The organism is Pseudomonas acericola (SeqCode) (assembly GCF_053456465.1).
Genome location: NZ_JBRFJB010000003.1, coordinates 822494 through 846556, shown reverse-complemented (window position 1 = coordinate 846556; position 24063 = coordinate 822494). Strand labels below are relative to the sequence as shown.

The following is a 24063-nucleotide window of genomic DNA, read 5'->3' as shown; positions in this document are numbered from 1 at the left end:
CACAGATGAAACTCAGCCTCGGACCGGTGCTGTTTTATTGGGACAAGGAACACCTCGGGCGCTTCTACGCGGACATGGCCGACTTGCCCCTGGACGTTATCTACCTGGGCGAAACCGTGTGCTCGAAACGCCGCGTGTTCAACCTCGATCAGTGGCTGGGCCTGGGCCGCGAGTTGCAGACGTGCAGTTCGGCGCAGATCGTGTTGTCGAGCCTCACGCTCATCGAGGCGGCCTCCGAACTGTCCCGCCTGCGCCGCCTGTGCGACAACGGCGAGTTGCTGGTGGAAGCCAATGACATGGGCGCAGTGCAGTTGCTGGTGGAGCGCAAGTTGCCCTTTGTCGGCGGCCCGGCGCTAAACCTCTACAACGGCCACGCCCTGGTGCAATTGCTCGACTTGGGTATGCAACGCTGGGTGCCGCCGGTGGAATGCTCCCAAGGCTTGATCGCCGATGTGCTGGAACAGGTGCGCGAATTGGGCAGGCCGGTGCCGGAAGTGGAGATCTTCGCCTACGGGCATTTGCCCCTGGCCTACTCGGCGCGCTGCTTCACCGCCCGCGCCGAAAACCGGCCCAAGGACGACTGCCAGTTCTGCTGCATCAACTACCCGGACGGCATGGCCTTGACCAGCCAGGAAGGGCAGGCGTTGTTTACCTTGAATGGGATTCAGACGATGTCGGCGGATGTGACCAACTTGCTGGCCGACTATCCCGGGTTGGTGGCTTGTGGCGCCGATGTGTTGCGCCTGAGCCCGCGCGCGGAAGGCATGGCTGATGTGGTGCGTGCGTACGACCAGGTGCGGCAGGGCGCGATGCCGCCGTTGTTTGTCGAGGGTTGCAACGGCTACTGGCATGGTCAGGCGGGTATGTTGCGGGTTGAGGAGGTGGGGCTGTGTTGAGTCGCAAGCAATGGTTGCTCAAGGGGGCCGACCGGTTGTTGCCGCTGGTTCGGCGGGTGCCGTTTGCGGTGCAGCGTGTGGCCTTGGAGCAGGGGCTTAATCGTTGTCTGGCTGAGCCTTTGCGCGAGGGGGGCTTCGATTTGCTGCGCGGGCGTTGGATGTGTTTGCGGATTCCTGATTTGGGGTTGTGTTGGTACCTGACGTTGGCGCGGGATGGGTTGCGTATTGCTGACAGGGCTGAGGCGCAGGTGACGATTAGTGGAAATTGGCGGGAGTTTTTGTTGTTGGCCAGTCGGCAGGAGGATCCGGATACGTTGTTCTTTCGGCGGCGGTTGGTGATTGAGGGGGATACGGAGTTGGGGTTGGGGCTTAAGAATTTGATTGATAGTTTGGATTCGGATGTGTTGCCGGGGTGGTTGTGGCGGGGGTTGGAGGCTGCGGGGCGGGGGGTTGGTGTTTGACCGTGTACATATCCGTTATTTAGGTAACGGCGGCTTATGGTTCCGCTCTTACAGCGGGTCACTTTGGAAAAGCCCCAAAGTAACCAAAGGGCTCTTGCCCCAACACTCGGTGCCTCGCCTAGGCTCGGCATGCCCGGCTTGAATCCGTGGGCCGCCGTCATGGGCCATCCTTGGCCCAGGACGGCTAACCCGGCGCCCTGCCGGGTTACCCACGGATTCAAGCCTGCGTTCGGCCAGCGTGTTTGACGGGGCAAGTAAGATCAAAAGCCAAAGCGCGGCGGCCTTAAAGCCGACCGGTTTTTGTCCAGTCGCTCACCATTCAACTGTGGGAACCGGCAACTGTGGGAGCTGGCTTGCCTGCGATGCAGACAACTCGGTACATCAGGCATACCTAGTTGATGCCATCGCAGGCAAGCCAGCTCCCACAGGGAAACGCGCACGCTTCACCTATCAGGTCGGCTACTAGGCCGCCTCGCTTTTGTTTTTGATCTTAGGCGCCCCGTTAAACACGCTGGCCGGAATTCGGCATGGATTTGGGGGGTAAACCGGCAGGGATGCCGGTTTAGCCGCCCCGCGCCATGGATGGCGCGTGGCGGCGGCCCCCCAAATCCATGTCGGATTACGGGCACACCGAGCCTAGGCGAGGTGCCGAGTGTTGGGGCAAGAGCGTTTTGCTTACTTTTGCGCTCTTCAAAAGTGAGCCGCCGTAAGGGCGGAACCCTAAGTGGCCGTTACCGAAGAAACGGATATGTACACAAGGCTAATCACCCCACCTGCCGCAGGTGTTCCATAGCCCAAACCGCCGCCTCCACCCGCGACCTCAACCCCAGCTTATGCAGCAAATTCTTCACATGCACCTTCACCGTCCCCTCCGTAATCCCCAACTTATGCCCAATCACCTTATTGCTATACCCACTGGCAATCGTACGCAGCACCTGCCGCTCCCGCTCGGTCAATTCCACCGCCGCATGCGGCTGCGGCGAGCGCAACGCCTGGGCCAACACCCGGGTCAACCCGGGACTGATCACCAGCGCGCCATGCAACGCATCACGAATAAACTCCACCACCAGTTCCGGCTCCATGTCCTTGAGCAAATACCCATTGGCATCCAGCCGCAGCGCATCGCGCACGTCGTCTTCAGCGTCGGACACGGTAAACAGCAGCACCTTGCCCGCATAGTCCATGGCCCGCAGGCGGCGCAGGGTTTCCAGGCCGTTCATGTGCGGCATGTTGTTGTCCAGCAGCACCAGGTCCGGTTGCAGACTGGCGATCTGATCGAGGGCTTCCTGGCCGTTGCCAGCCTCGCCGACCACGTGCAGGTCGTCTTCCAGTTCGAGAATCTGGCGCATGCCGTGGCGCATCATCGGGTGATCGTCAACCAGCAGGATACGGTGGCGCGTGGCGGTGTTCATGGGGCGGTGCCTTGTAGGGAATGGCCGAGGAATTCCGGCTGGAAACGCAGCTGCACGCGGGTGCCCTGGGGCTCGCGGGGGCTGATGTCGAGGTGGCCGTGTAGGCTGCGCGCGCGTTCGTCCATGATGGTCAGGCCGTGGTGTTCGCGTTGGTCCACGTCGCCGCAAAAACCACGGCCGTCGTCGTCGATGCTCAGGCTGACGGTCTCGCCGACCTGGCGCAGTTGCAGCCAGGCATTCTGCGCATGGGCGTGGCGCAGGCAGTTGGACAGGGCTTCGCGGGTGATCTGCAACAGGTGGATCTGTTCGCTGGCCGACAGCTGGAACGCCAGCGCGTCCACATGCAGGTGCACCTGGAACTCGCCGCGCTCGGAGAATTCGGCGGCGGTGTCTTGCAGTTCTTGCACCAGACCGGCGTCGTGGATCTGCAAGCGAAAGGTGGTGAGCAATTCACGCAGTTGGCGGTAGGCGTTGTTCAACCCTTCGCGCAGTTCGGCGGTGACGCTGGCCAGGCTTTCCACCGGTTCGCCACGGCGGATCAGGGTTTGCATGCGGCTCACTTGCAGCTTCATGTACGACAGCGCCTGGGCCAGGGAGTCGTGCAGTTCGCGGGCGATGATGGTGCGCTCATCCAACAGCAGCAGGCGGTGGTCCTGCTCGCGCTGGCGTTTGAGGGACAGCGAGGTGCCGATCAGATTGGCCAGGGCCTGGATCAATTGTTGCTCCCAGTCCTGGGGCGCATGGCCGTCGAGGAAGTGCGCCTTGAGTTCACCCAACTCGGCGCCCTGGTTGCTGATGCTGAACACCTGCGGCGGCGCGACATGGGCGCGCTCGCAGGTGGCGCAATCGCCAATCGCGCAGACGTTGCGGCTGTGCTCGCCGTGCAGGGCGAGCATCTGCTGGGCTGGGGCCAGGAAGTGGCCTTGCAGGCACAGCGACAAGCGCAGCCCCGGCAAGCGTTTCTGGAAGCGCCGGATCAGTTCGTCGAGGCCCTCGGCATTGGCCAGGCGTGTGGCCAGGCTGCTGCTGCTTTGGTACAGCAGTTCGAGGGCGGCGTTGGCTTGTTGCAGGTTGAGGGTCTTGAGTTGCACCTGGCTTTCGAGGGTGCGATGGGACGCTTCGATGGTCGCGGCCATGGCGTTGAAGCTCAGGGCCAGTTGGCCAAGCTCGTCGTCGGAACGGTGGTTGACCCGGGTCTGGTAGTCCCCGTCACGAAAGCGTCGGGTGGCGTGCACCAGTTCTTGCAGCGGGGTGACTACGCCGTACTGCAACTCATACAAACCCAGCAGCAGGATGATCAAGGTGCTGAACAGCGCCAGGCCCTGGATCGCCTGTTGCCAGCCTTGCTTGTGCTCGCTCTGTTGCTGCAACAGGCTGACGAAGCGGTTCAGTTGCTCGACAAACGCCGGTGCCTGGGCCTGGAACAGCCGCGTAGCACCGCTGGGCGCAGTTCGGCGTTCCAGCGTTGCTGGATCTGCTGGTAACTCTGCAACAGCGCACTGTGCGGGCCGTCTTCGAGCACGGCTTTCAGGGACTGGCTGTCGAGGCGCCGTTGCAGGCTTTGGCTGACTTCGGCGATTTCATCCGGGCGCGCGCCGGCGGCAAGTTTCCAGCTGAGGTGGTAGGTCTCCATGCGCACGGAACCGGCGGTGTTGATCGCGGCGGCGTCGCCCTGGCTGAACCAGGCGATCAGCCCGGCACTGAGGGAACTGGCCAGGGCGAGGATGGCGATCAGGATCACCGCCAGGCCGGCGCGGGCGGGCAGGGAGCTGCGCAGCCAGTCAAGCATGACGGCGCAATCGAACGGAGTGGGGGAGCAGCATGCTTGCACTTGGAACGGGAAAGGGCGGTGAACGTGGCCTTCCCTGGCGCACTACCTCTAAAGAATTGCCGGCGAACCCTCCCACGGATAAAAGCCGGCACAAGAGAGCAATCCATTGATAAATAAAGGTTTTCTCTTGATTTTTTGACTACCTCCTTGGAGGTAGACGGGGCCAGCATAGCCCCATACCCACCCGGCCCACGTTGATCTGGGTCAAGTTCTGCGGGGGTGTCGCCCCTAACCTGCGCTCATGGAATCACTTTCTGGAGCGCATACCGTGACTCAACCCCGTCTGCGACAAGGCCTGGTGCTGGGCATGAGCACCTTGGCCTTCACCGTCTGCTTTATGGTGTGGATGATGTTCGCCGTGCTCGGCGTGCCGATCAAAGACCTGCTGCAACTCAACGAAACCCAGTTCGGCCTGCTGGCCGCCACGCCGGTGTTGACCGGTTCCCTGGTGCGCCTGCCGCTGGGCCTGCTGACGGATCGCTTCGGCGGGCGCATCGTGTTTTTTCTGCTGATGTTGGTCTGCGTATTGCCGCTGTACCTGATCACCTACGCCACCGCTTACTGGCAGTTCCTGGTACTCGGCCTGTTTGTCGGCTTGGCGGGCGGTTCGTTTTCGGTGGGCATCGCCTACGTCGCCAAATGGTTCGACAAGGACAACCAGGGTTTCGCCATGGGCGTGTTCGGTGCCGGCAATGCCGGGGCGGCGGTGACCAAGTTTCTCGCCCCGGCGCTGATCGCCCTCGGCACCTGGCACCTGGTGCCCAAGGTGTTCAGCGCGATCCTGTTTATCACCGCGCTGCTGTTCTGGTTTCTCACCAGCGAAAACAAGGCGCACCGCAGTGCCGGTGGCGCCACCTTGCGTGAGCAGTTGGCGTGCCTGAAAGACCCGGCCGTGTGGCGCTACTGCCAGTACTACTCGATTGTCTTCGGCGGCTACGTCGCGCTAGCCCTATGGGTGACCAAGTACTACGTGCAGGAATACGGTTTCAGCCTGCAAAGCGCCGCGCTGTTGGCCGCGTGTTTCTCCCTGCCCGGCGGTGTGCTGCGCGCGGTGGGCGGTTGGATGTCGGACCGCTGGGGCGCGCAAAGCGTGACCTGGTGGGTGCTGTGGGTGAGCTGGATCTGCCTGTTCCTGCTCAGCTACCCACAGACCCAACTGCAAGTGATGACCGTCAACGGTCCGCTGGATTTCCATATCGGCCTCAACCCCACGCTGTTCACCGTGCTGCTGTTTGTGATGGGCATCGCCTTCGCGTTCGGCAAGGCCTCGGTCTTCAAGTACATCGCCAATGACTACCCGCACAACATGGGCGCGGTGTCCGGCATCGTCGGTCTGGCCGGTGGCCTGGGCGGCTTTGTGCTGCCGATTATGTTCGGTGCCCTGGTGGACCTCACCGGCGTGCGCTCTTCCTGCTTCATGTTGATGTACGGCGTGGTCTGGGTGTCCCTGACCTGGATGTACCTCAGCGAAATCCGCAAACAGCCGTTGCTCGGCAAACGAGCTGGCCAAGGAGAATGATCATGTCTATCGCGCAAAAGCCCGACTCGGGCCCGGTGATCCACGACTGGCGCCCAGAAGACCCGGCGTTCTGGGGCGCCAGCGGCAAGAAGACGGCGACCCGCAACCTGTGGATCTCGATCCCCGCGCTATTGCTGGCGTTTGCTGTGTGGATGGTGTGGAGCACGGTGATCGTGCGCCTCAACGCCATCGGCTTCAGCTTTACCACTGACCAGCTGTTCTGGCTGGCCGCCTTGCCGGGCCTGTCGGGTGCGACGTTGCGGGTGTTCTATTCGTTCATGGTGCCGATCTTCGGCGGGCGCCGCTGGACCGCCCTGAGCACCGCCTCCTTGCTGCTGCCGTCGCTGTGGATGGGCTTCGCGGTGCAAGACCCGAGCACCCCGTACAGCGTGTTTGTGCTGATCGCCTTGCTCTGCGGTTTTGGCGGCGGCAACTTCGCCTCCAGCATGTCCAATATCAGCTTTTTCTACCCCAAGTCCCAGCAGGGCACCGCCCTCGGTTTGAACGCCGGCCTCGGCAACCTGGGGGTGTCGGTGATGCAGTTCTGCGTGCCGCTGGTGATCACCTTTGCGGCCTTCGGCGCCCTCGGTGGTCAGCCGCAAACCCTGGCGGACGGCAGCCACTTGTGGTTGCAGAACGCTGGATTCATCTGGGTGCCGTTCATCCTGATCGTCACCGTGGCGGCGTGGTTCGGCATGAATGACCTGTCCAGCGCCCGCGCCTCGTTCAGCGACCAGGCGGTGATCTTCAAGCGCAAGCACAACTGGCTGATGTGCTGGTTGTACCTGGCGACCTTTGGCTCGTTCATCGGCTTCTCGGCGGCGTTCCCATTGCTCATCAAGACCTCGTTTCCCGAAGTGGTGGCGCTGAAGTTCGCCTTCCTCGGCCCGCTGGTGGGTGCCTTGGTACGCCCGTTGGGCGGCTGGCTGGCGGACAAACTGGGCGGTGCGCGAGTGACCCTGTGGAACTTCGTGCTGATGATCGTGATGGTGTTCGGTGTGCTGCACTTTTTGCCGCAGCAGGGCGAGGCGGGCAACTTCTACGGTTTCCTGGGCCTGTTCATGTTGCTGTTCATCACCACCGGCATTGGCAACGGCTCCACCTTCCGCATGATCCCGGTGATCTTCCGCACCGTTCACGAGAAAGCCAGCGCCGGCCAACCGCCGGCCGTGCGTGAACAAGCCTTGAAGGACGCCGGCAAGGAGTCCGCCGCGGTGCTGGGCTTCAGCTCGGCCATGGGCGCGTTCGGCGCGTTCTTCATCCCTAAGACCTTTGGCACTTCCATGGCCGCCACCGGCAGTCCGGCCATGGCCTTCTACCTGTTTGTCGGTTTCTACCTGAGCTGCATCGTCGTGACCTGGTGGTGGTACGCCCGCAAAGGCTGCGCCACACCCTGCTGATCGACCACGAATTCGCGGGGCAACGCACCCCACGGCACGCCTGATGAGGAAAGCATCATGAGTCACTTATTGGATCAACTGCGGTTCTTCAACCGCAAGCAAGACGAGTTCTCCGACGGCCACGGCGAGACCCGCAAGGAGTCCCGCGACTGGGAAAACGTCTACCGTTCGCGCTGGCAGTACGACAAGATCGTGCGCTCCACCCACGGGGTAAATTGCACCGGTTCCTGCTCGTGGAAGATCTACGTGAAGAACGGCCTGATTACCTGGGAAACCCAGCAGACCGACTACCCGCGCACCCGCAACGACCTGCCCAACCACGAACCCCGTGGCTGCCCGCGCGGCGCCAGTTACAGCTGGTACATCTACAGCGCCAACCGGCTCAAGTACCCGAAGATCCGCAAGCCGTTGCTCAAGCTGTGGCGTGAAGCGCGCCTGACCCTGGCGCCGGTGGAGGCCTGGGCGAGCATTGTCGAGGACAAGGCCAAGGCCGAGTCGTACAAGAGCAAGCGTGGCATGGGCGGGTTCATCCGTTCCAACTGGGAGGAGGTGAATGAGATCATCGCCGCCTCCAACGTCTACACCATCAAGCAATACGGGCCGGACCGCATTGTCGGCTTCTCGCCGATCCCGGCCATGTCCATGGTCAGCTACGCCGCCGGTTCCCGTTACCTGTCGCTGCTCGGCGGCGTGTGCCTGAGCTTCTACGACTGGTACTGCGACCTGCCACCGGCCTCGCCGATGGTGTGGGGCGAGCAGACCGACGTGCCGGAATCGGCCGACTGGTACAACTCCAACTACATCATTGCCTGGGGCTCCAACGTCCCGCAGACCCGCACCCCCGACGCGCACTTCTTCACCGAGGTGCGCTACAAGGGCACCAAGACCGTGGCCATCACCCCCGACTATTCGGAAGTGGCCAAGCTCACCGACCTGTGGCTCAACCCCAAGCAGGGCACCGACGCGGCGTTGGCCCAGGCCTTCAACCATGTGATCTTCAAGGAATTTCACCTGGACCACCCGAGCCCGTATTTCACCGACTACGCCAAGCGCTACACCGACTTGCCGGTGCTGGTGATGCTCAAGCCCGTGACCGGTTTTGCCCCGGGCGCAGGCTTCCAGCCCGACCGCTTCCTGCGCGCCTCGGACCTGATCGACAACCTCGGCCAGGACAACAACCCGGAATGGAAAACCATCGCCCTCGACGAAAGCGGCGCGCTGGTCTCGCCACAGGGCGCCATCGGCTACCGCTGGGGCGAGAAGGGCAAGTGGAACATCCTCGCCAAAGAGGGCGGTGAAGGCCGCGCCATCGACCTGAAACTCAGCCTGATCGGCGACGACGTTGCCGAAGTGGCCTTCCCGTATTTTGCCGGCGAAGCCCACGAACACTTCCAGCACGTGGCCGGTGAAGCCGTGCAGTTCCGCCGCGTGCCGGTGCACAGCGTGGTGCTGGCGGATGGCAGTGTGGCCAAGGTCGCCACGGTGTTCGACCTGTCGGCGGCCAACCTGGCCATCGACCGTGGCCTGGGCGGCAGCAATGTGGCCAGGGACTACGACGACGCGAGCGTGCCGGGCACTCCGGCGTGGCAGGAAGCGATCACCGGCGTCAGCCGCGAGAAGGCGATCCAGATCGCCCGCGAGTTTGCCGACAACGCCGACAAGACCCGTGGCCGCTCGATGATCATCGTCGGCGCGGCGATGAACCACTGGTACCACATGGACATGAACTACCGTGGCCTGATCAACATGCTCATGCTCTGCGGTTGTGTCGGCCAGACCGGCGGCGGCTGGGCCCACTACGTCGGCCAGGAAAAACTGCGCCCACAATGCGGCTGGCTGCCCCTGGCCTTTGGCCTGGACTGGAACCGCCCACCACGGCAGATGAACGGCACCAGCTTCTTCTACGGCCACAGCTCGCAGTGGCGCCACGAAAAAATGAACATGCACGACGTGCTCTCGCCCCTGGCGGACAAGTCCCAGTTCCCCACCCACGCCCTGGACTACAACATCCGCGCCGAACGCGCCGGCTGGCTGCCCAGCGCGCCGCAACTCAACCGCAACCCGCTGCATATCTGCCGTGAAGCGGCCGCAGCGGGCATGGACCCCAAAGACTACGTGGTCAAGTCCTGGCAGGACGGCTCCTTACGTTTTGCCTGCGAACAACCGGACAGCCCGGTGAACTTCCCGCGCAACATGTTTATCTGGCGCTCCAACCTGCTCGGCTCGTCGGGCAAGGGCCATGAGTACATGCTCAAGTACCTGCTGGGCACCAAGAACGGCGTGATGAACGAAGACATCGGCTTTGGCGGCGAAAGCAAGCCCACCGAAGCCGAATGGGTCGACGACGGCGCCATTGGCAAGCTCGACCTGGTGACCACCCTGGACTTCCGCATGTCGTCCACCTGCGTGTATTCCGACATCGTCTTGCCGACCGCCACCTGGTACGAAAAAGACGACATGAACACCTCGGACATGCACCCGTTTATCCACCCGTTGTCGGCGGCCATCGACCCGGCGTGGGAGTCGCGTTCCGACTGGGAAATCTACAAGGGCATCGCCAAGGCGTTCTCGGCCATGGCGGTCGGGCACCTCGGTGTGGAAAAAGACCTGGTCACCGTACCGCTGATGCATGACAGCATCGGCGAACTGGCCCAGCCCTTTGGCGGCACCGACTGGAAAAGCGCCGGCGTGGCACCGGTACCCGGCAAGAACGCGCCAAACATGGCGGTGGTGGAGCGCGACTACCCGAACATCTACAAAAAATTCACCTCCCTCGGCCCGTTGCTGGAAAAGCTCGGCAACGGCGGCAAGGGCATCAACTGGAACACCGAGGAAGAAGTCGAATTCCTCGGCGAGCTGAATCATCACGAAGGCGATGTGGGCATCAGCCACGGCCGGCCGAAGATCGACACGGCCATCGACGCGGCCGAGGTGATCCTGTCCCTGGCCCCGGAAACCAACGGCAAGGTCGCCTTGAAAGCCTGGGCCGCGCTGTCGGAATTCACCGGCATCGACCACAGCCACCTGGCGATTTCCAAGGCCCACGAAGCCATCCGTTTCCGCGATATCCAGGCGCAGCCACGCAAGATCATTTCCAGCCCCACCTGGTCGGGCCTCGAAGACGAGCACGTGAGCTACAACGCTGGCTACACCAACGTCCATGAAAACATCCCATGGCGCACCATCACCGGCCGCCAGCAGTTCTACCAGGACCACCCGTGGATGCAGGCCTTCGGCGAGCAGCTGATGAGTTATCGGCCGCCGGTCAACACCCGCACCATCGAAGGCGTGAAGGGCAAGCGCAGCAATGGCGAGCCGGAGATCGTGCTGAACTGGATCACCCCGCACCAGAAGTGGGGTATCCACAGCACCTACAGCGACAACCTGCTGATGCTCACCCTCAGCCGTGGCGGGCCGATCGTGTGGCTCTCGGAAATCGACGCCAAGCGCGCCGGCATCGAGGACAACGACTGGATCGAATGCTTCAACGTCAACGGCGCGCTGACCGCGCGCGCGGTGGTCAGCCAGCGCGTCAAGGAAGGCATGGTGATGATGTACCACGCCCAGGAACGCATCGTGAACGTGCCCGGTTCGGAAACCACCAAGACCCGTGGCGGCCACCACAACTCGGTGACCCGCGTGGTGCTCAAGCCGACCCACATGATCGGCGGCTACGCCCAGCAGGCCTACGGTTTCAACTATTACGGCACGGTCGGTTGCAACCGCGACGAGTTTGTCGTGGTGCGCAAGATGGCCAAGGTCGACTGGCTCGATGGCTCCCACGGCGATGACCTGCCACGCCCATTGCCGACTGATATCGAGGAGAACTGAGATGAAGATCCGCTCACAAATCGGCATGGTCCTCAACCTGGACAAATGCATCGGCTGCCACACCTGCTCGATCACCTGCAAAAACGTGTGGACCAGCCGTGAAGGCATGGAATACGCCTGGTTCAACAACGTCGAATCGAAACCCGGCATCGGCTACCCCAAGGAGTGGGAGAACCAGGACAAGTGGAAGGGCGGCTGGGTGCGCAACGCCAACGGCAGCATCAACCCGCGCATCGGCGGCAAGTTCCGTGTGCTCGCCAACCTGTTCGCCAACCCCGACCTGCCGGGCCTGGACGACTACTACGAGCCGTTCGACTTCGACTACCAGCACCTGCATACCGCGCCATTGGGCGAGCACCAACCCACCGCCCGCCCGCGTTCGGTGGTGTCGGGCAAACGCATGCAGAAAATCGAGTGGGGCCCCAACTGGGAAGAAATCCTCGGCACCGAGTTTGCCAAGCGCCGCAAGGACAAGAACTTCGACCAGATCCAGGCCGACATCTACGGCGAGTACGAAAACACGTTCATGATGTACTTGCCGCGCCTGTGCGAACACTGCCTCAACCCGGCGTGCGCGGCGTCGTGCCCCAGCGGTGCGATCTACAAGCGTGAAGAAGACGGCATCGTGCTGATCGACCAGGAGAAGTGCCGTGGCTGGCGCATGTGCATCAGCGGCTGCCCATACAAGAAGATCTACTTCAACTGGAAGAGCGGCAAATCCGAGAAGTGCATCTTCTGCTACCCGCGCATCGAAGCCGGCATGCCTACCGTGTGCGCTGAAACCTGCGTCGGCCGCATCCGCTACCTCGGCGTGTTGCTCTACGACGCCGACCGCATCAGCGAAGTGGCGAGCACCGCCAGCGAGCAGGACCTGTACGAGAAGCAGCTGGAGATCTTCCTCGACCCCAACGACCCCGCAGTGATCCGCCAGGCCCTGGCCGATGGCGTGCCGCAGTCGGTGATCGACTCGGCGCAGCGTTCGCCGGTGTACAAAATGGCCGTGGACTGGAAGCTCGCCCTGCCGTTGCACCCCGAATACCGCACTTTGCCGATGGTCTGGTACGTGCCGCCACTCTCACCGATCCAGAACGCCGCCGCTGCCGGCACCGTGGGCATGAACGGCGTGATCCCGGATGTCGACAGCCTGCGCATCCCTCTGCGTTACCTGGCCAACATGCTCACGGCGGGCGATGAAAAGCCGGTCAAGCGTGCCCTGAAACGCCTGTTGGCCATGCGTGCCTTCAAGCGTTCCCAGCAAGTGGACGGCGTGCAGGACCTGCAAGTGCTCGAAGACGTCGGCCTGAGCGTGCCCCAGGTGGAAGAGATGTACCGCTACCTGGCCATCGCCAATTACGAAGACCGTTTTGTCGTCCCTAGCGCCCACCGTGAAGACGCCATGAGCGACGCGTTCGCCGAGCGTTCCGGTTGTGGCTTCAGCTTTGGCAGCGGCTGCAGCGGCAGTTCCGACACCAATATGTTCGGCGCGAAGAAGGCCAACCGCCGCGACGTGTTGAAAACCGTACAGATCTGGGAGGACTGAGCCATGCGCATTCTTAACGTGATTTCGCTGCTGCTGGACTACCCCACCGAACGCCTGGTGAACGGCCGCGATGAGTTGGAGCAGGCGATTATTGAGTCGCGGGAAATCAGCCCCAAGCAACGCGGCGCGCTGTTCGAATTGCTGGAGCTGATCTGCGCCAATGACCTGATGGACGGCCAGGAACACTACGGCGCGCTGTTTGGCCGTGGGCGTTCGTTGTCGCTGCTGTTGTTTGAGCACGTGCACGGCGAATCCCGCGACCGTGGCCAGGCCATGGTGGACATGATGGCCCAGTACGAGGCGGCCGGGTTTGCCATTGGCGTCAAGGAGCTGCCGGACTACATCCCGCTGTACCTGGAGTTCTTGTCCACCCGCGAAGACATCGAGGCCCGTGAAGGGCTGGCGGATGTGGCGCACCTGCTGGCCTTGCTCGGCGCGCGTCTGGAAGAGCGCGAGAGCGCCTACGCCAGTTGCTTCCGTGCGCTGTTGCAGATCGCCGGCGCGGAGCCGCACCAGGCCGTGGCCGAGGTGCGTGCGCAGGTGGCGGCCGAGCCGCGTGACGACTCCCTCGAAGCCCTCGACAAGGTCTGGGAAGAGGAGGCCGTGGACTTTATGCAGGCCGAACAGCAGGACCGTTGCAGCGCACTGCCGAGCACTCCGGGCAAGGCCCGCGAAGAAAGCGCCGTGCCGTTGCACTGGGTGGATTTTCAGCAGCAAGGGCCGGCCGCCGTGCCGGCCGGGGAGGTGGGTAATGTCTAAGTGGAATTTGCTCGTATTCGGGGTTTATCCCTATGTCGCCCTGGCGATCTGCCTGTTGGGCAGCTGGGCGCGATTCGACCTGGCGCAGTACACCTGGAAGGCCGGCTCCAGCCAGATGCTCAACAACCGTGGCATGCGCGTGGCGAGCAACTTGTTCCATATCGGCGTGCTGTTTGTATTGGCCGGGCATTTTGTCGGCCTGCTCACGCCGGCGTCGGTGTACCACCACGTCATCAGCACTGAGAACAAGCAGTTGCTGGCGATGGTCTCCGGTGGCTTTTTCGGCCTGCTGTGCCTGGTGGGTTTGTTGATGCTGGTCAAGCGCCGCCTCAGCGATCCACGGGTGCGGGCGACGTCGAGTGCGTCGGACATTCTCATCCTGTTGGTGCTGCTCGCGCAGTTGCTGCTGGGCTTGCTGACCATCGTCGCGTCCACCGGCCATATGGACGGCTCGGTGATGGTGATGCTCGCCGACTGGGCGCAGAACGTGGTGCTGTTGCGGCCGGTGGAAGCGGCGGCGGCGATTGCGCCGGTGTCGTTGATCTACAAGGCTCATGTGGCGCTGGGCCTGACCTTGTTTGTGCTGTTCCCGTTTACCCGTTTGGTGCACGTGGTCAGCGCGCCGATCTGGTACCTGGGGCGGCGTTATCAAATCGTGCGGCAGAAGGGTTGAGGAGAGCGAGATGAACCAGCCTGAATTGATCGCCAGCAGTGCCCAGGAATGGCCCATCGTCAGCGTCAACGGTGTGCTGATCACACCCGAGGCGATGGCCCTGGAGTTGCAATATCACCCGGCCGAAAGCCGCGAGTCGGCGGTGTACCTGGCCGCCCGCGCATTGGTGATCCGCGAGCTGTTGCAGCAGCGTATCAGCGCACTCGGCCTGGCGGTGGACATCGCCCCCGGCGAGAACGAAGAAGAAGCGGCCACCCGCTTGCTGCTGGAGCGTGAAATCAGCGTGCCGCAGTGCGACGAGGCGACATGCCTGCACTACTTCGACAGCAATCACGGGCGCTTCCACAGCGCGCCGTTGCTGGCGGTGCGGCACATCCTCCTCGAATGCGCGCCGGACGACGCCGAGGCGCGGCAGATGGCCCATGTGCAGGCCGAAATCCTGCTGCTGAGCCTGGCCCAGGAACCTGGCAGCTTTGCCGAACTGGCCCTCAAATACTCGGCGTGCCCGTCCAAGGCCCAGGGCGGTTCGCTGGGCCAGATCAGCAAGGGCCAGACCGTGCCGGAACTGGAGCGGCAGCTGTTCACCCTGGCGCCGGGCCTGGCCGACAAACCTCTGGAAAGCCGCTACGGCTGGCACGTGATCAGCATCGACCAGCGCGTCGAAGGCCAACCGTTGCCCTACGAAGCAGTGGCCGGCGCGATCCGAACCCAGTTGCAGCAAGGCGTGTGGCAGAAGGCGCTGGTGCAATACCTGCACACCCTGATTGGCGCGGCAGACATCCGTGGCCTCGCCTTGCCGGGCGCCGACTCGCCGTTGGTGCAGTGACATGAGCCTGGTGGATGGGCTTGGCCGTTCGATTGACTACCTGCGCTTGTCGGTGACCGACCGCTGTGATTTTCGCTGTGTGTATTGCATGGCGAAAACCATGACCTTCCTGCCGCGCCAACAGGTGCTGAACCTGGAAGAACTGGAGCGCCTGGCTGCGCTGTTTGTGGGGCAGGGCGTGCGCAAGATCCGCCTCACCGGCGGCGAACCGCTGATCCGCCCGGGGATTGTCGGCTTGTGCCGCAACATTGCGGCATTGCCGGGCTTGCGGGAGCTGGTGATGACCAGCAATGGCTCGCAGCTGGCGCGGTTGGCGCGGCCGTTGGTGGAGGCGGGGGTCAAGCGCATGAATATCAGCCTCGACAGTCTTGATCCCGAGCGGTTTCGGGCGATCACCCGCAACGGTGATTTGCGCCAGGTGCTGGAGGGGATCGACGCGGCCAGTGGTGCGGGGTTTGAGCGGGTCAAGCTCAACTGCGTGGTGATGAAGGGGCGCAATTTTGATGAGGTGCCGGGGTTGGTTCGGTACGCCATTGAGCGGGGGATCGATATCAGTTTTATCGAGGAAATGCCCCTGGGGGATGTGGGGCGGTCGCGGGGGGAGACGTTTTGTGCCAGTGATGAAGTGCGTGCGGTGATCGCCCGGGAATATGAGTTGCTCGACAGTGCTGAGACGAGTGGGGGGCCGGCGCGGTATGTGCGGTTGGTGCGGCATCCTCGGACGCGCATTGGGTTTATTTCGCCGAATTCGCATAATTTTTGTGGCAGTTGTAATCGGGTGCGGGTGACGGTGGAGGGAAGGTTGTTGTTGTGTTTGGGGCAGGAGGAATCGGTGGATTTGCGGGGGTTGCTCAGGGGGGCTCCGTTGGATGATAGGCCGGTGGTCGAAGCGTTGATGGGGGCGTTGAAGGGGAAGCCGTTGCGGCATGAATTTACTGGGGCGGGGGAGGTGCAGGTGGTGCGGTTTATGAGTGTGAGTGGGGGGTGACCGTGTACATATCCGTTGGTTAGGTAACGGCGGCTTATGGTTCCGCCCTTACGGCGGGTCACTTTGGAAAAGCCCCAAAGTAACCAAAGGGCTCTTGCCCCAACACTCGGCACCTCGCCTAGGCTCGGTGTGCCCGAACGCAGGCTTGAATCCGTGGGCCGCCGCCACGCGCCATCCATGGCGCGGGGCGGCTAACCCGGCGTCCTTCCGGGTTGCCCACGGATTCAAGCCTGCGTTCGGCCAGCGTGTTTGACGGGGCAAGTAAGATCAAAAGCAAGAGCGCGGCGGCCTGAAAGCCGACCGATTTTTTGTGTCGATCTCGGTTTGAAATGTGGGAGCTGGCTTGCCTGCGATGCAGACACCTCGGTACATCAGGCACACCCAGTTGATGCCATCGCAGGCAAGCCAGCTCCCACAGGGAAACGTGCACGCTTCATCGATCAGGCCGGCTGTCAGGCCGCCTCGCTTTGCTTTTGATTTTGATCTTGGGCGCCCCGTTAAACACGCTGGCCGGAATTCGACATGGATTTGGGGGGTAAACCGGCAGGGATGCCGGTTTAGCCGCCCCGCGCCATGGATGGCGCGTGGCGGCGGCCCCCCAAATCCATGTCGGATTACGGGCATGCCGAGCCTAGGCGAGGCACCGAGTGTTGGGGCAAGAGCCCTTTTGGTTACTTTTGGGGCTCTTTTCCAAAAGTGACCCGCCGTAAGGGCGGAACCATAGGTAGCCGTTACCGAAGAAATGGATATGCCCCCGATCTAAAAAAACTTGACCCCGATCAATGCCCCCCCAACCCAACCTCCATACCATCACTGCATCTTGTGTCCGCGCAGAAAAAAACATCTATATGTAGTGCTAGGAGCCCCCAATGCAAACCGCTCTCACCCCGCTGGCCAGCACCCACCTCCACAAACGCGACGGCACCCTGGCCCCCTTCGACGCCGAAAAAATCCGCCAAGCCCTGATCGCCGCCGGCAACGCCACCACCGAATACCAACCCACCGAAGCCGACCTGCTGCTAAGCGCCGTGCTAGAACGCCTAAAGGGCATCCAACCATTGGACGTCGAGCAAATCCAGGACAGCGTCGAGCGCGTCTTGATGGACGCCGGCCACTTCCGCTCAATGCGCGCCTACATCGTCTACCGCGAACAACACGTCCGCCTGCGCCGCGACCGCAAGACCCTGGTGGAAGTCGCCACCTCGATGAACGAATACCTCGACCGCGAAGACTGGCGCGTGCAAGCCAACGCCAACCAGGGCTACTCCCTCGGCGGCCTGGTACTCAATGTCGCGGGCAAAGTCACCGCCAATTACTGGCTAGACGAGGTCTACAGCGAACACATCGGCCGCGCCCACCGTGAGGCCGACCTGCATATCCATGACCTGGACATGCTCGCCGGCTACTGCGCCGGTTGGTCGCTACGCTCGTTGCTGCACGAAGGCCTCAACGGTGTACCAGGGCGGGTCGAGGCGGGGCCGCCCAAGCACTTGAGCAGCGCGCTGGGGCAGATGGTCAACTTCCTCGGCACCCTGCAAAACGAATGGGCCGGCGCCCAGGCATTCAGCTCGTTCGACACCTACCTGGCGCCCTATGTGCGCAAGGATCAACTGAGCTACCCCGAAGTGCGCCAGGCGGTGCAGGAGTTCATCTACAACCTCAACGTGCCGTCGCGCTGGGGCACCCAGACGCCGTTCACCAACCTCACGTTCGACTGGGTGTGCCCCGAGGATCTGCGCGAGCAAATCCCGGTGATCGGCGGTGAAGAAATGCCGTTTGCCTATGGCGAGCTGCAAGCCGAAATGGAGCTGATCAACCGCGCCTACATCGAAGTGATGCAGGCCGGGGACGCCAAGGGCCGGGTGTTCACCTTCCCGATTCCGACCTACAACATCACCCACGATTTCCCCTGGGACAGCGCCAACGCCGATCGCCTGTTCGAGATGACGGCGCGCTATGGCTTGCCGTATTTCCAGAACTTCCTCAATTCCGATATGCAGCCCAACCAGGTGCGCTCGATGTGCTGCCGCCTGCAATTGGACGTGCGCGAGCTGCTCAAGCGCGGCGGTGGTTTGTTCGGTTCGGCGGAGCAGACCGGCAGCCTGGGCGTGGTGACGATCAACTGCGCGCGCCTGGGTTATTTGTTCAAGGGCGACACCTCGGGCCTGCTGCAACGCCTCGATCAGCTGATGCAACTGGCGATGGAAAGCCTGGAGGTCAAGCGCAAGGTGATCCAGCACCATATGGACGCCGGCCTCTACCCGTACACCAAGCGCTACCTGGGCACGCTGCGCAATCACTTCTCCACCATCGGCCTCAATGGCATGCACGAGATGCTGCGCAATTTCAGCGGCGACGAGCAGGGCATGCATACCGCCCAGGGCCGTGAGTTCGCCCTCAAGCTGCTCGACCATGTGCGCGCCACCTTGCTGCGTTTCCAGGAAGACACCGGCCACCTCTACAACCTCGAAGCGACGCCGGCGGAAGGCACCACTTACCGTTTTGCCAAGGAAGATCGCAAGCGCTACCCGCACATCCTGCAAGCCGGCAGTGACGTCGCGCCGTACTACACCAATTCATCGCAATTGCCAGTGGGTTTTACCCAGGACCCGTTCGAGGCCCTGGAGCTGCAAGACGAACTGCAATGCAAGTACACCGGCGGCACCGTGTTGCACCTTTATATGGCCGAACAGATTTCTTCGACCCAGGCCTGCAAACAATTGGTGCGCAAGGCGCTGGGACGTTTCCGCCTGCCGTACCTCACGGTCACGCCAACGTTCTCGATCTGCCCGGTGCACGGCTATCTCGCGGGCGAACACGAGTTTTGCCCGAAGTGCGATGAGGTCTTGGCCGCGGCCCACTAAGTTTTTCAACCCCAAGGAGATTCACCATGCAAGCAACCCAGCCACAACGTCAGCGCTGCGAAGTCTGGACCCGGGTGATGGGTTATCACCGGCCAGTGTCGGCGTTCAACCCGGGCAAGCAATCTGAACACAAGGAGCGCGTGCACTTCACCGAAACCGCCGCCGTGGCCGGGCGCCAATGAGTCGAGCGCTACGGGTCGGGGGCCTGGTGCCCCTGACCACCCTCGACTACCCCGGCATGCTCGCCTGCGTGCTGTTCTGCCAGGGCTGTGCCTGGCGGTGTCGCTATTGCCATAACCCGGACCTGATCCCGCCGCGCGCCAGCACGGAAATGGATTGGCGCCGGGTGTTGCTGTTTCTGCAGCGCCGCCAGGATTTGCTCGATGCTGTGGTGTTCAGCGGCGGCGAGCCGACCTTGCAGGAAGGTTTGCCGGCGGCCATGGATGAAGTGCGCGCGATGGGTTTTCGCATTGGCTTGCACAGCGCCGGGATCAAGCCGGCAGGGTTTGCCAATGCGCTGCGCCATGCCGATTGGGTCGGGTTTGACGTCAAGGCGCTGGCCGAGGATTGCCAGTCCGTCACTCAGGTCAAGGGCAGCGGCACCGCCAATTGGCGCAGCCTCGACACCCTGCTGGCCAGCGGTGTGGATTACGAATGCCGCACCACCGTGCATTGGCACTTGATCGACCCGCCACGCATGTTGCTGCTGGCCCAGCGTTTGCAGGCCTTGGGTGTGCAGCGCTTTGCCGTACAGCTGGTGCGCACGGCGAGCATGCTCGATCCGCAACTGGCAAGTTCACCGGCGCAGGCCCGCTTGCCGGAATTGTGGGGCCGCCTGCACGAGTTGTTTCCCGCTTTTGTATTGCGAGGGTGATCAGCCCTCGGTTGGATTTTAAAGATGCTGCCCATCGTGGGCAGGTGTTCATCAAGGAATGTTAAGAATGACGCAGTTAACCACGGCACAACGCATTGTCATCGGCTTCGCGATTGCGCCGCTGGCCCTGGTGGGCTTGGTGTTTTACGCCTTGCACGACCTGGCAACCCTCAAGCAGCAATCCGAGCAGATCGTGCAGCAGGATTGGCCGCGCATCGCCCCCATCATGGTGATCGCCACCGGCGTGCGTGATAACGGTCGTAACACCCGCGACCTGCTGATCAACCAGGACAATCAGCAAGCCCAGGAGGCCATCGGCACCACGCGCCAGCGCATCACCGAGGCCTTTGCCACCCTTGAACCGCTGCTCGACAGTGCCGAAGGCAAGGCCGCCTACGCGACGTTGAAAAGCCATCGCGAAACTTACGTGGCGGCGTTCAGCCAGGTGCAGGCGCTGATCAAGCAAGGTGCGCGTGAACAGGGCCTGGCCCAGCTCAAGCAACAGGTGATGCCGGCCGAAGCGCAGGTGTTCAAGAGCCTGGACGCGCTGATGGCGATGCAAGGGCGGCTGTTCAGCGAGCGTGAGCAGGCGGCGCAGAGCCTGTATGACGAGGCACGACGCAATATGATCGGGCTGTTCCTGCTGTGCCTGGCCCTGGTGGTCACGGCCGCGGTGATCGTCACCCGCAGCGTGACCCGGCCATTGGGCGGCGAACCGGATGAGGTGGCGCGGGTATTGAGCCACATCGCCGAGGGCGACCTGACCATCGATGTGCCGCTGGGCAACAGTGCCGACGGCAGCGTGATGCGCAACCTGCACCACATGCAGCAGAACCTTAACCAGATGGTGCGCCACATCGCGGCCTCGGTGGACGGCGTGGCCAGTTCTTCCGAAGAACTCAGCGCGGTCAGCAGCCAGACCAGCGGCAGCTTGCAGTCCCAGGGCCAGGAGATCGAACAGGCGGCCACGGCGGTCAACGAAATGACCGCCGCCGTGGACGAAGTCGCGCGCAATGCGGTGAGCACCAGCGAGGCGTCGCGCCTATCGGAACAGACGGCCCAGCGCGGGCGTGCCCAGGTCCAGGAAACCGTCGCCTCGATCAACACCCTGGCCACCGGCGTGGTGGAAACCTCGGAGCGCATCCAGCAACTGGCCGGGCGCGTGCAAGACATCAGCGGCGTGCTCGAAGTGATCCGCAGCATTGCCGACCAGACCAACCTGCTGGCCCTCAACGCCGCCATCGAAGCGGCCCGGGCCGGTGATGCCGGGCGCGGGTTTGCGGTGGTGGCTGATGAGGTGCGCGCGCTTGCCCATCGCACCCAAGCCTCGACCCAGGAAATCGAGCAGATGATCGGCAATATCCGCCAAGACACCGAACACGCTGTGTCGGCGATGCACAGCAGCAGCGAGCGCGTGCAGGCGACCCTTGGTGTGGCGCAACGCTCGGGTGAAGCGCTGGAGGAAATCACCCGCTCGATCTCGCAGATCAACGAACGCAACCTGATGATTGCCAGCGCCACGGAAGAGCAGGCACTGGTGGCGCGGGAGGTGGATCGCAACCTGGTGGGGATTCGCAGCTTGTCCCAGCAGGTGTTGCAGGGCGCGTTGCATACCGAAACAGCGGGGCATGACCTGGCGGGGATGGCGAGTGCGCTGCATCAGACGGTGGCGCGGTTCAAGGTCTAGGACCACTAGCAAAATGTAGGAGGAGGCTTGTGTGGGAGCTGGCTTGCCTGCGATAGCGGTCTGTCAGGCGCTGACGTGCAAGCTGACAGGACGCTATCGCGGGCAAGCCAGCTCCCACATTTGGATGTGTATGTATCAGGTGCTTTGGGGCTGATCGGCTTGATGTCGGTCAAGGTCCGGCCTTGGTGATAAGGGTAGCTTGCAGTCATCGCTCGCCGCCAGGAAACCCCACCATGGCCAAGCCTTTCCCGCTGCACCCCAAGCACCCCGAGCGCATCTGCTGGGGCTGTGATCGCTATTGCGCTACGGCCGATCTGGCCTGTGGTAACGGCGCCGACCGCACCATGCACCCGGTGGAGATGCTCGGGGATGACTGGTACGAGCACGGTGACTGGGGCGTGCTGGTGCCTGCCGACGTCACACCTGCACCTGCACCACCTCAAGCCCCAACTGTTGATACGCCTCCACACTCGGCACATGCCACTCGGTAATCAGCGTGTGAATACGGCTGCACGGTGCTACCACAAAGGGCTCCACCGCGCCCAGTTTGTCCGCCATGGTCACCGCAATCACTTGCGAGGCACTGTCGAGCAGGGCTTGCTTGACCGCCACTTCATCAAAATGCAGGGAGGTGATGCCGACCTGCGGGTGCAGCGCGCACACGCCGGTAAACAGCAGGTCGGCCTTCACGCTTTGAATCAGGCGCACGGCTTCGTGGCCGCTGGTGGACAAGGTGGCCGGGTTGAGTTGGCCGCCCGCAAGGATCACTTTCACCTCGGGATGGTCCGCCAGCGCGATGGCAATCATCGGCGATGGCGTGACCACGGTCAGGCGGATCGAGCGCGGCAGTGACTGGGCGATCTGCAAGGTGGTCGAGCCGGAATCGAACAGCACGATCTGGCCGTCTTCGACCCGGTCGGCGGCCAGTTGCGCGAGGTGGCGCTTGGCTTCGTTGGTCTCGCCCACGCGGGTGAAGAAATCCTTGCCGGTGTCCTTGGGCCGGGGCAGGGCGCCGCCATGGACACGTTGCAACAGGCCCGCGGCGGCGAGTTCGCCAAGGTCGCGGCGGATGGTGTCCGGGGACACGGCAAAGTGCTCCACCAAGTCTGCGGCGGTGACTTTGCCGTCGCGCTCCAGCAGCAACAAAATCTTCTGTTTGCGCAACGAAGGCAGGTCGATGGCGGCGTGGGTGTCGTGCATGTTTGTGCGCCTTTATGCGGTTTTGTGCGAGATTAGTCGCCCGCCGATGTTAAAGCAATGGCTGGTTGCGCCGCCGATGGGCGGTTACTCTCTGTGTTCAGCTCAGGGAGAGGTCACTCAGATGTCGTTGATCACCACCATCGAAGATTTACGCAAACTGGCGCAAAAACGTGTCCCCAGGATGTTCTACGATTACGCCGATTCCGGCTCCTGGACTGAAAGCACCTACCGGGCCAATGAAAGCGATTTTGCCCGCATCAAATTCCGCCAGCGCGTGGCGCGCAATATCGACGAACGTTCGATCCGCGCCACCATGATCGGCCAGGACATGGCGATGCCCGTGGCCCTCGCACCCACCGGTCTGGCCGGCATGCAGCATGCCGATGGCGAGATTCTCACCGCCCGCGCCGCCGCCGCGTTTGGCCTGCGTTATACCTTGTCGACCATGAGCATCTGTTCGCTGGAAGACATCGCCGAACACGTCGGCCAGCCGTTCTGGTTCCAGTTGTATGTGATGCGCGACCGCAGCTTTATCGAGCAACTGATCGAGCGTGCCAAGGCTGCTGGCGTTGATGCATTGGTGTTGACCCTCGACCTGCAAATCCTCGGGCAACGCCACAAGGACCTGATCAACGGCCTGTCGGCGCCGCCCAAGCTGACCTTGCCGAATATCCTCAACATGGCCACCAAGCCGCGTTGGGTGATGGGCATGCTCGGCACCAAACGCCGGGGTTTCGGCAATATCGTCGGGCATGTCAAAGGCGTGGCGGACATGAGTTCGCTGTCGTCATGGACCGCCCAGCAATTCGACCCGCGCCTGAGCTGGGACGATGTGGAGTGGATCAAGAAGTGCTGGGGCGGCAAGTTGATCATCAAGGGCATCCTTGATGTGGAAGACGCGCGGCTGGCGGCCAATGCCGGTGCGGATGCGCTGGTGGTGAGCAATCACGGTGGCCGTCAACTGGACGGCGCGCCGTCGAGCATCAGCCAATTGCCGGCGATTGTCGACGCGGTGGGCGAGCGCATTGAAGTATGGCTCGATGGCGGTATCCGTTCCGGTCAGGACGTGCTCAAGGCGATGGCACTGGGAGCAAAAGGCACCATGATCGGGCGCCCGCATTTGTATGGTTTGGGCGCGATGGGCGAGGCGGGCGTGACCAAGGCCCTCGACATCATCGCCCGCGAACTGGACGTGTCGATGGCCCTGTGTGGCTATAACGATATACGCGATGTGAATCGCGAGATTTTGCTGCCGGGTACCTTTCCCGAAAGCATTTACTGAGCAAAAAAAACGTAAAAAAG

General features: G+C 62.6%; 17 protein-coding genes and 2 pseudogenes. 16 read left to right on the top strand and 3 right to left on the bottom strand.

Annotation, left to right across the window (positions count from 1 at the left end):
• The first annotated feature begins 5 nt into the window (after window positions 1–5).
• On the top strand, window positions 6–896 hold the full coding sequence (locus tag ACU688_RS15840) for a U32 family peptidase (RefSeq protein WP_448185510.1): 891 nt from the start codon (window positions 6–8) through the stop codon (window positions 894–896).
• Window positions 890–1357, top strand: a complete 468-nt coding sequence (gene ubiT / locus ACU688_RS15835) for a ubiquinone anaerobic biosynthesis accessory factor UbiT (RefSeq protein ID WP_448185509.1) — start codon at window positions 890–892, stop codon at window positions 1355–1357. The genes ACU688_RS15840 and ubiT overlap by 7 nt, the downstream gene beginning before the upstream one ends.
• A gap of 764 nt (window positions 1358–2121) precedes the next feature.
• Here ubiT and narL read toward each other — a convergent pair.
• Window positions 2122–2769, bottom strand: coding sequence for a two-component system response regulator NarL (gene narL, locus ACU688_RS15830; RefSeq protein WP_448185508.1), 648 nt, complete (start codon window positions 2767–2769; stop codon window positions 2122–2124).
• Window positions 2766–4558: pseudogene (locus ACU688_RS15825) on the bottom strand (HAMP domain-containing protein). Before ACU688_RS15825 ends, narL begins: the two are co-directional and overlap by 4 nt.
• A gap of 310 nt (window positions 4559–4868) precedes the next feature.
• Here ACU688_RS15825 and ACU688_RS15820 point away from each other — a divergent pair.
• From ACU688_RS15820 to ACU688_RS15760, 13 genes and pseudogenes are all read left to right on the top strand, one after another.
• Window positions 4869–6119 (top strand): MFS transporter, encoded by a 1251-nt coding sequence (locus ACU688_RS15820; protein WP_448185507.1) that lies wholly within the window; start codon window positions 4869–4871, stop codon window positions 6117–6119.
• Window positions 6120–6121: 2 nt separating this feature from the next.
• On the top strand, window positions 6122–7519 hold the full coding sequence (locus ACU688_RS15815) for a NarK family nitrate/nitrite MFS transporter (RefSeq protein ID WP_448185506.1): 1398 nt from the start codon (window positions 6122–6124) through the stop codon (window positions 7517–7519).
• Between the two features lie 57 nt (window positions 7520–7576).
• A complete protein-coding gene (locus tag ACU688_RS15810) occupies window positions 7577–11350 on the top strand; it encodes a nitrate reductase subunit alpha (protein WP_448185505.1) in 3774 nt (1257 codons plus the stop codon).
• Window position 11351: 1 nt separating this feature from the next.
• A complete protein-coding gene (narH, locus tag ACU688_RS15805; RefSeq protein ID WP_017735786.1) occupies window positions 11352–12890 on the top strand; it encodes a nitrate reductase subunit beta in 1539 nt (512 codons plus the stop codon).
• Window positions 12891–12893: 3 nt separating this feature from the next.
• Entirely contained in the window at window positions 12894–13649 is a 756-nt protein-coding gene (narJ, locus tag ACU688_RS15800) for a nitrate reductase molybdenum cofactor assembly chaperone (protein WP_448185504.1), read from the top strand.
• Window positions 13642–14322: a respiratory nitrate reductase subunit gamma gene (gene narI / locus ACU688_RS15795; RefSeq protein ID WP_448185503.1), complete on the top strand. Its 681-nt coding sequence runs from the start codon at window positions 13642–13644 to the stop codon at window positions 14320–14322. The genes narJ and narI overlap by 8 nt, the downstream gene beginning before the upstream one ends.
• A 10-nt stretch (window positions 14323–14332) precedes the next feature.
• Complete coding sequence (locus tag ACU688_RS15790; protein WP_448185502.1) at window positions 14333–15148, top strand: peptidylprolyl isomerase; 816 nt, start codon at window positions 14333–14335, stop codon at window positions 15146–15148.
• 1 nt (window position 15149) lies between these two features.
• A complete protein-coding gene (moaA, locus tag ACU688_RS15785; RefSeq protein ID WP_448185501.1) occupies window positions 15150–16136 on the top strand; it encodes a GTP 3',8-cyclase MoaA in 987 nt (328 codons plus the stop codon).
• Window positions 16137–16982: 846 nt separating this feature from the next.
• A pseudogene (locus tag ACU688_RS15780) lies at window positions 16983–19000 on the top strand (ribonucleoside triphosphate reductase).
• A 26-nt stretch (window positions 19001–19026) separates the two neighbouring features.
• Window positions 19027–19182 (top strand): anaerobic ribonucleoside-triphosphate reductase, encoded by a 156-nt coding sequence (nrdD, locus tag ACU688_RS15775; RefSeq protein ID WP_448185500.1) that lies wholly within the window; start codon window positions 19027–19029, stop codon window positions 19180–19182.
• The gene (locus tag ACU688_RS15770) at window positions 19179–19874 is read left to right on the top strand and encodes an anaerobic ribonucleoside-triphosphate reductase activating protein (protein WP_448185499.1); all 696 of its coding nucleotides are present in this window, start codon (window positions 19179–19181) and stop codon (window positions 19872–19874) included. Before nrdD ends, ACU688_RS15770 begins: the two co-directional genes overlap by 4 nt.
• A gap of 67 nt (window positions 19875–19941) precedes the next feature.
• A complete protein-coding gene (locus tag ACU688_RS15765) occupies window positions 19942–21561 on the top strand; it encodes a methyl-accepting chemotaxis protein (RefSeq protein WP_448185498.1) in 1620 nt (539 codons plus the stop codon).
• Between the two features lie 233 nt (window positions 21562–21794).
• Window positions 21795–22052: a DUF3079 domain-containing protein gene (locus tag ACU688_RS15760; RefSeq protein WP_448185497.1), complete on the top strand. Its 258-nt coding sequence runs from the start codon at window positions 21795–21797 to the stop codon at window positions 22050–22052.
• Here the strand turns inward: ACU688_RS15760 and ACU688_RS15755 are convergent.
• Window positions 21979–22761 carry a DeoR/GlpR family DNA-binding transcription regulator gene (locus tag ACU688_RS15755; protein WP_448185496.1) on the bottom strand — a complete coding sequence of 261 codons (783 nt, stop codon included), beginning with the start codon at window positions 22759–22761 and terminating at the stop codon, window positions 21979–21981. The two genes, ACU688_RS15760 and ACU688_RS15755, sit on opposite strands and share 74 nt — an antisense overlap.
• A 121-nt stretch (window positions 22762–22882) precedes the next feature.
• Here ACU688_RS15755 and ACU688_RS15750 point away from each other — a divergent pair, with 121 nt between their 5' ends.
• Window positions 22883–24043, top strand: coding sequence for an alpha-hydroxy acid oxidase (locus tag ACU688_RS15750; protein ID WP_448185495.1), 1161 nt, complete (start codon window positions 22883–22885; stop codon window positions 24041–24043).
• Window positions 24044–24063 lie beyond the last annotated feature (20 nt).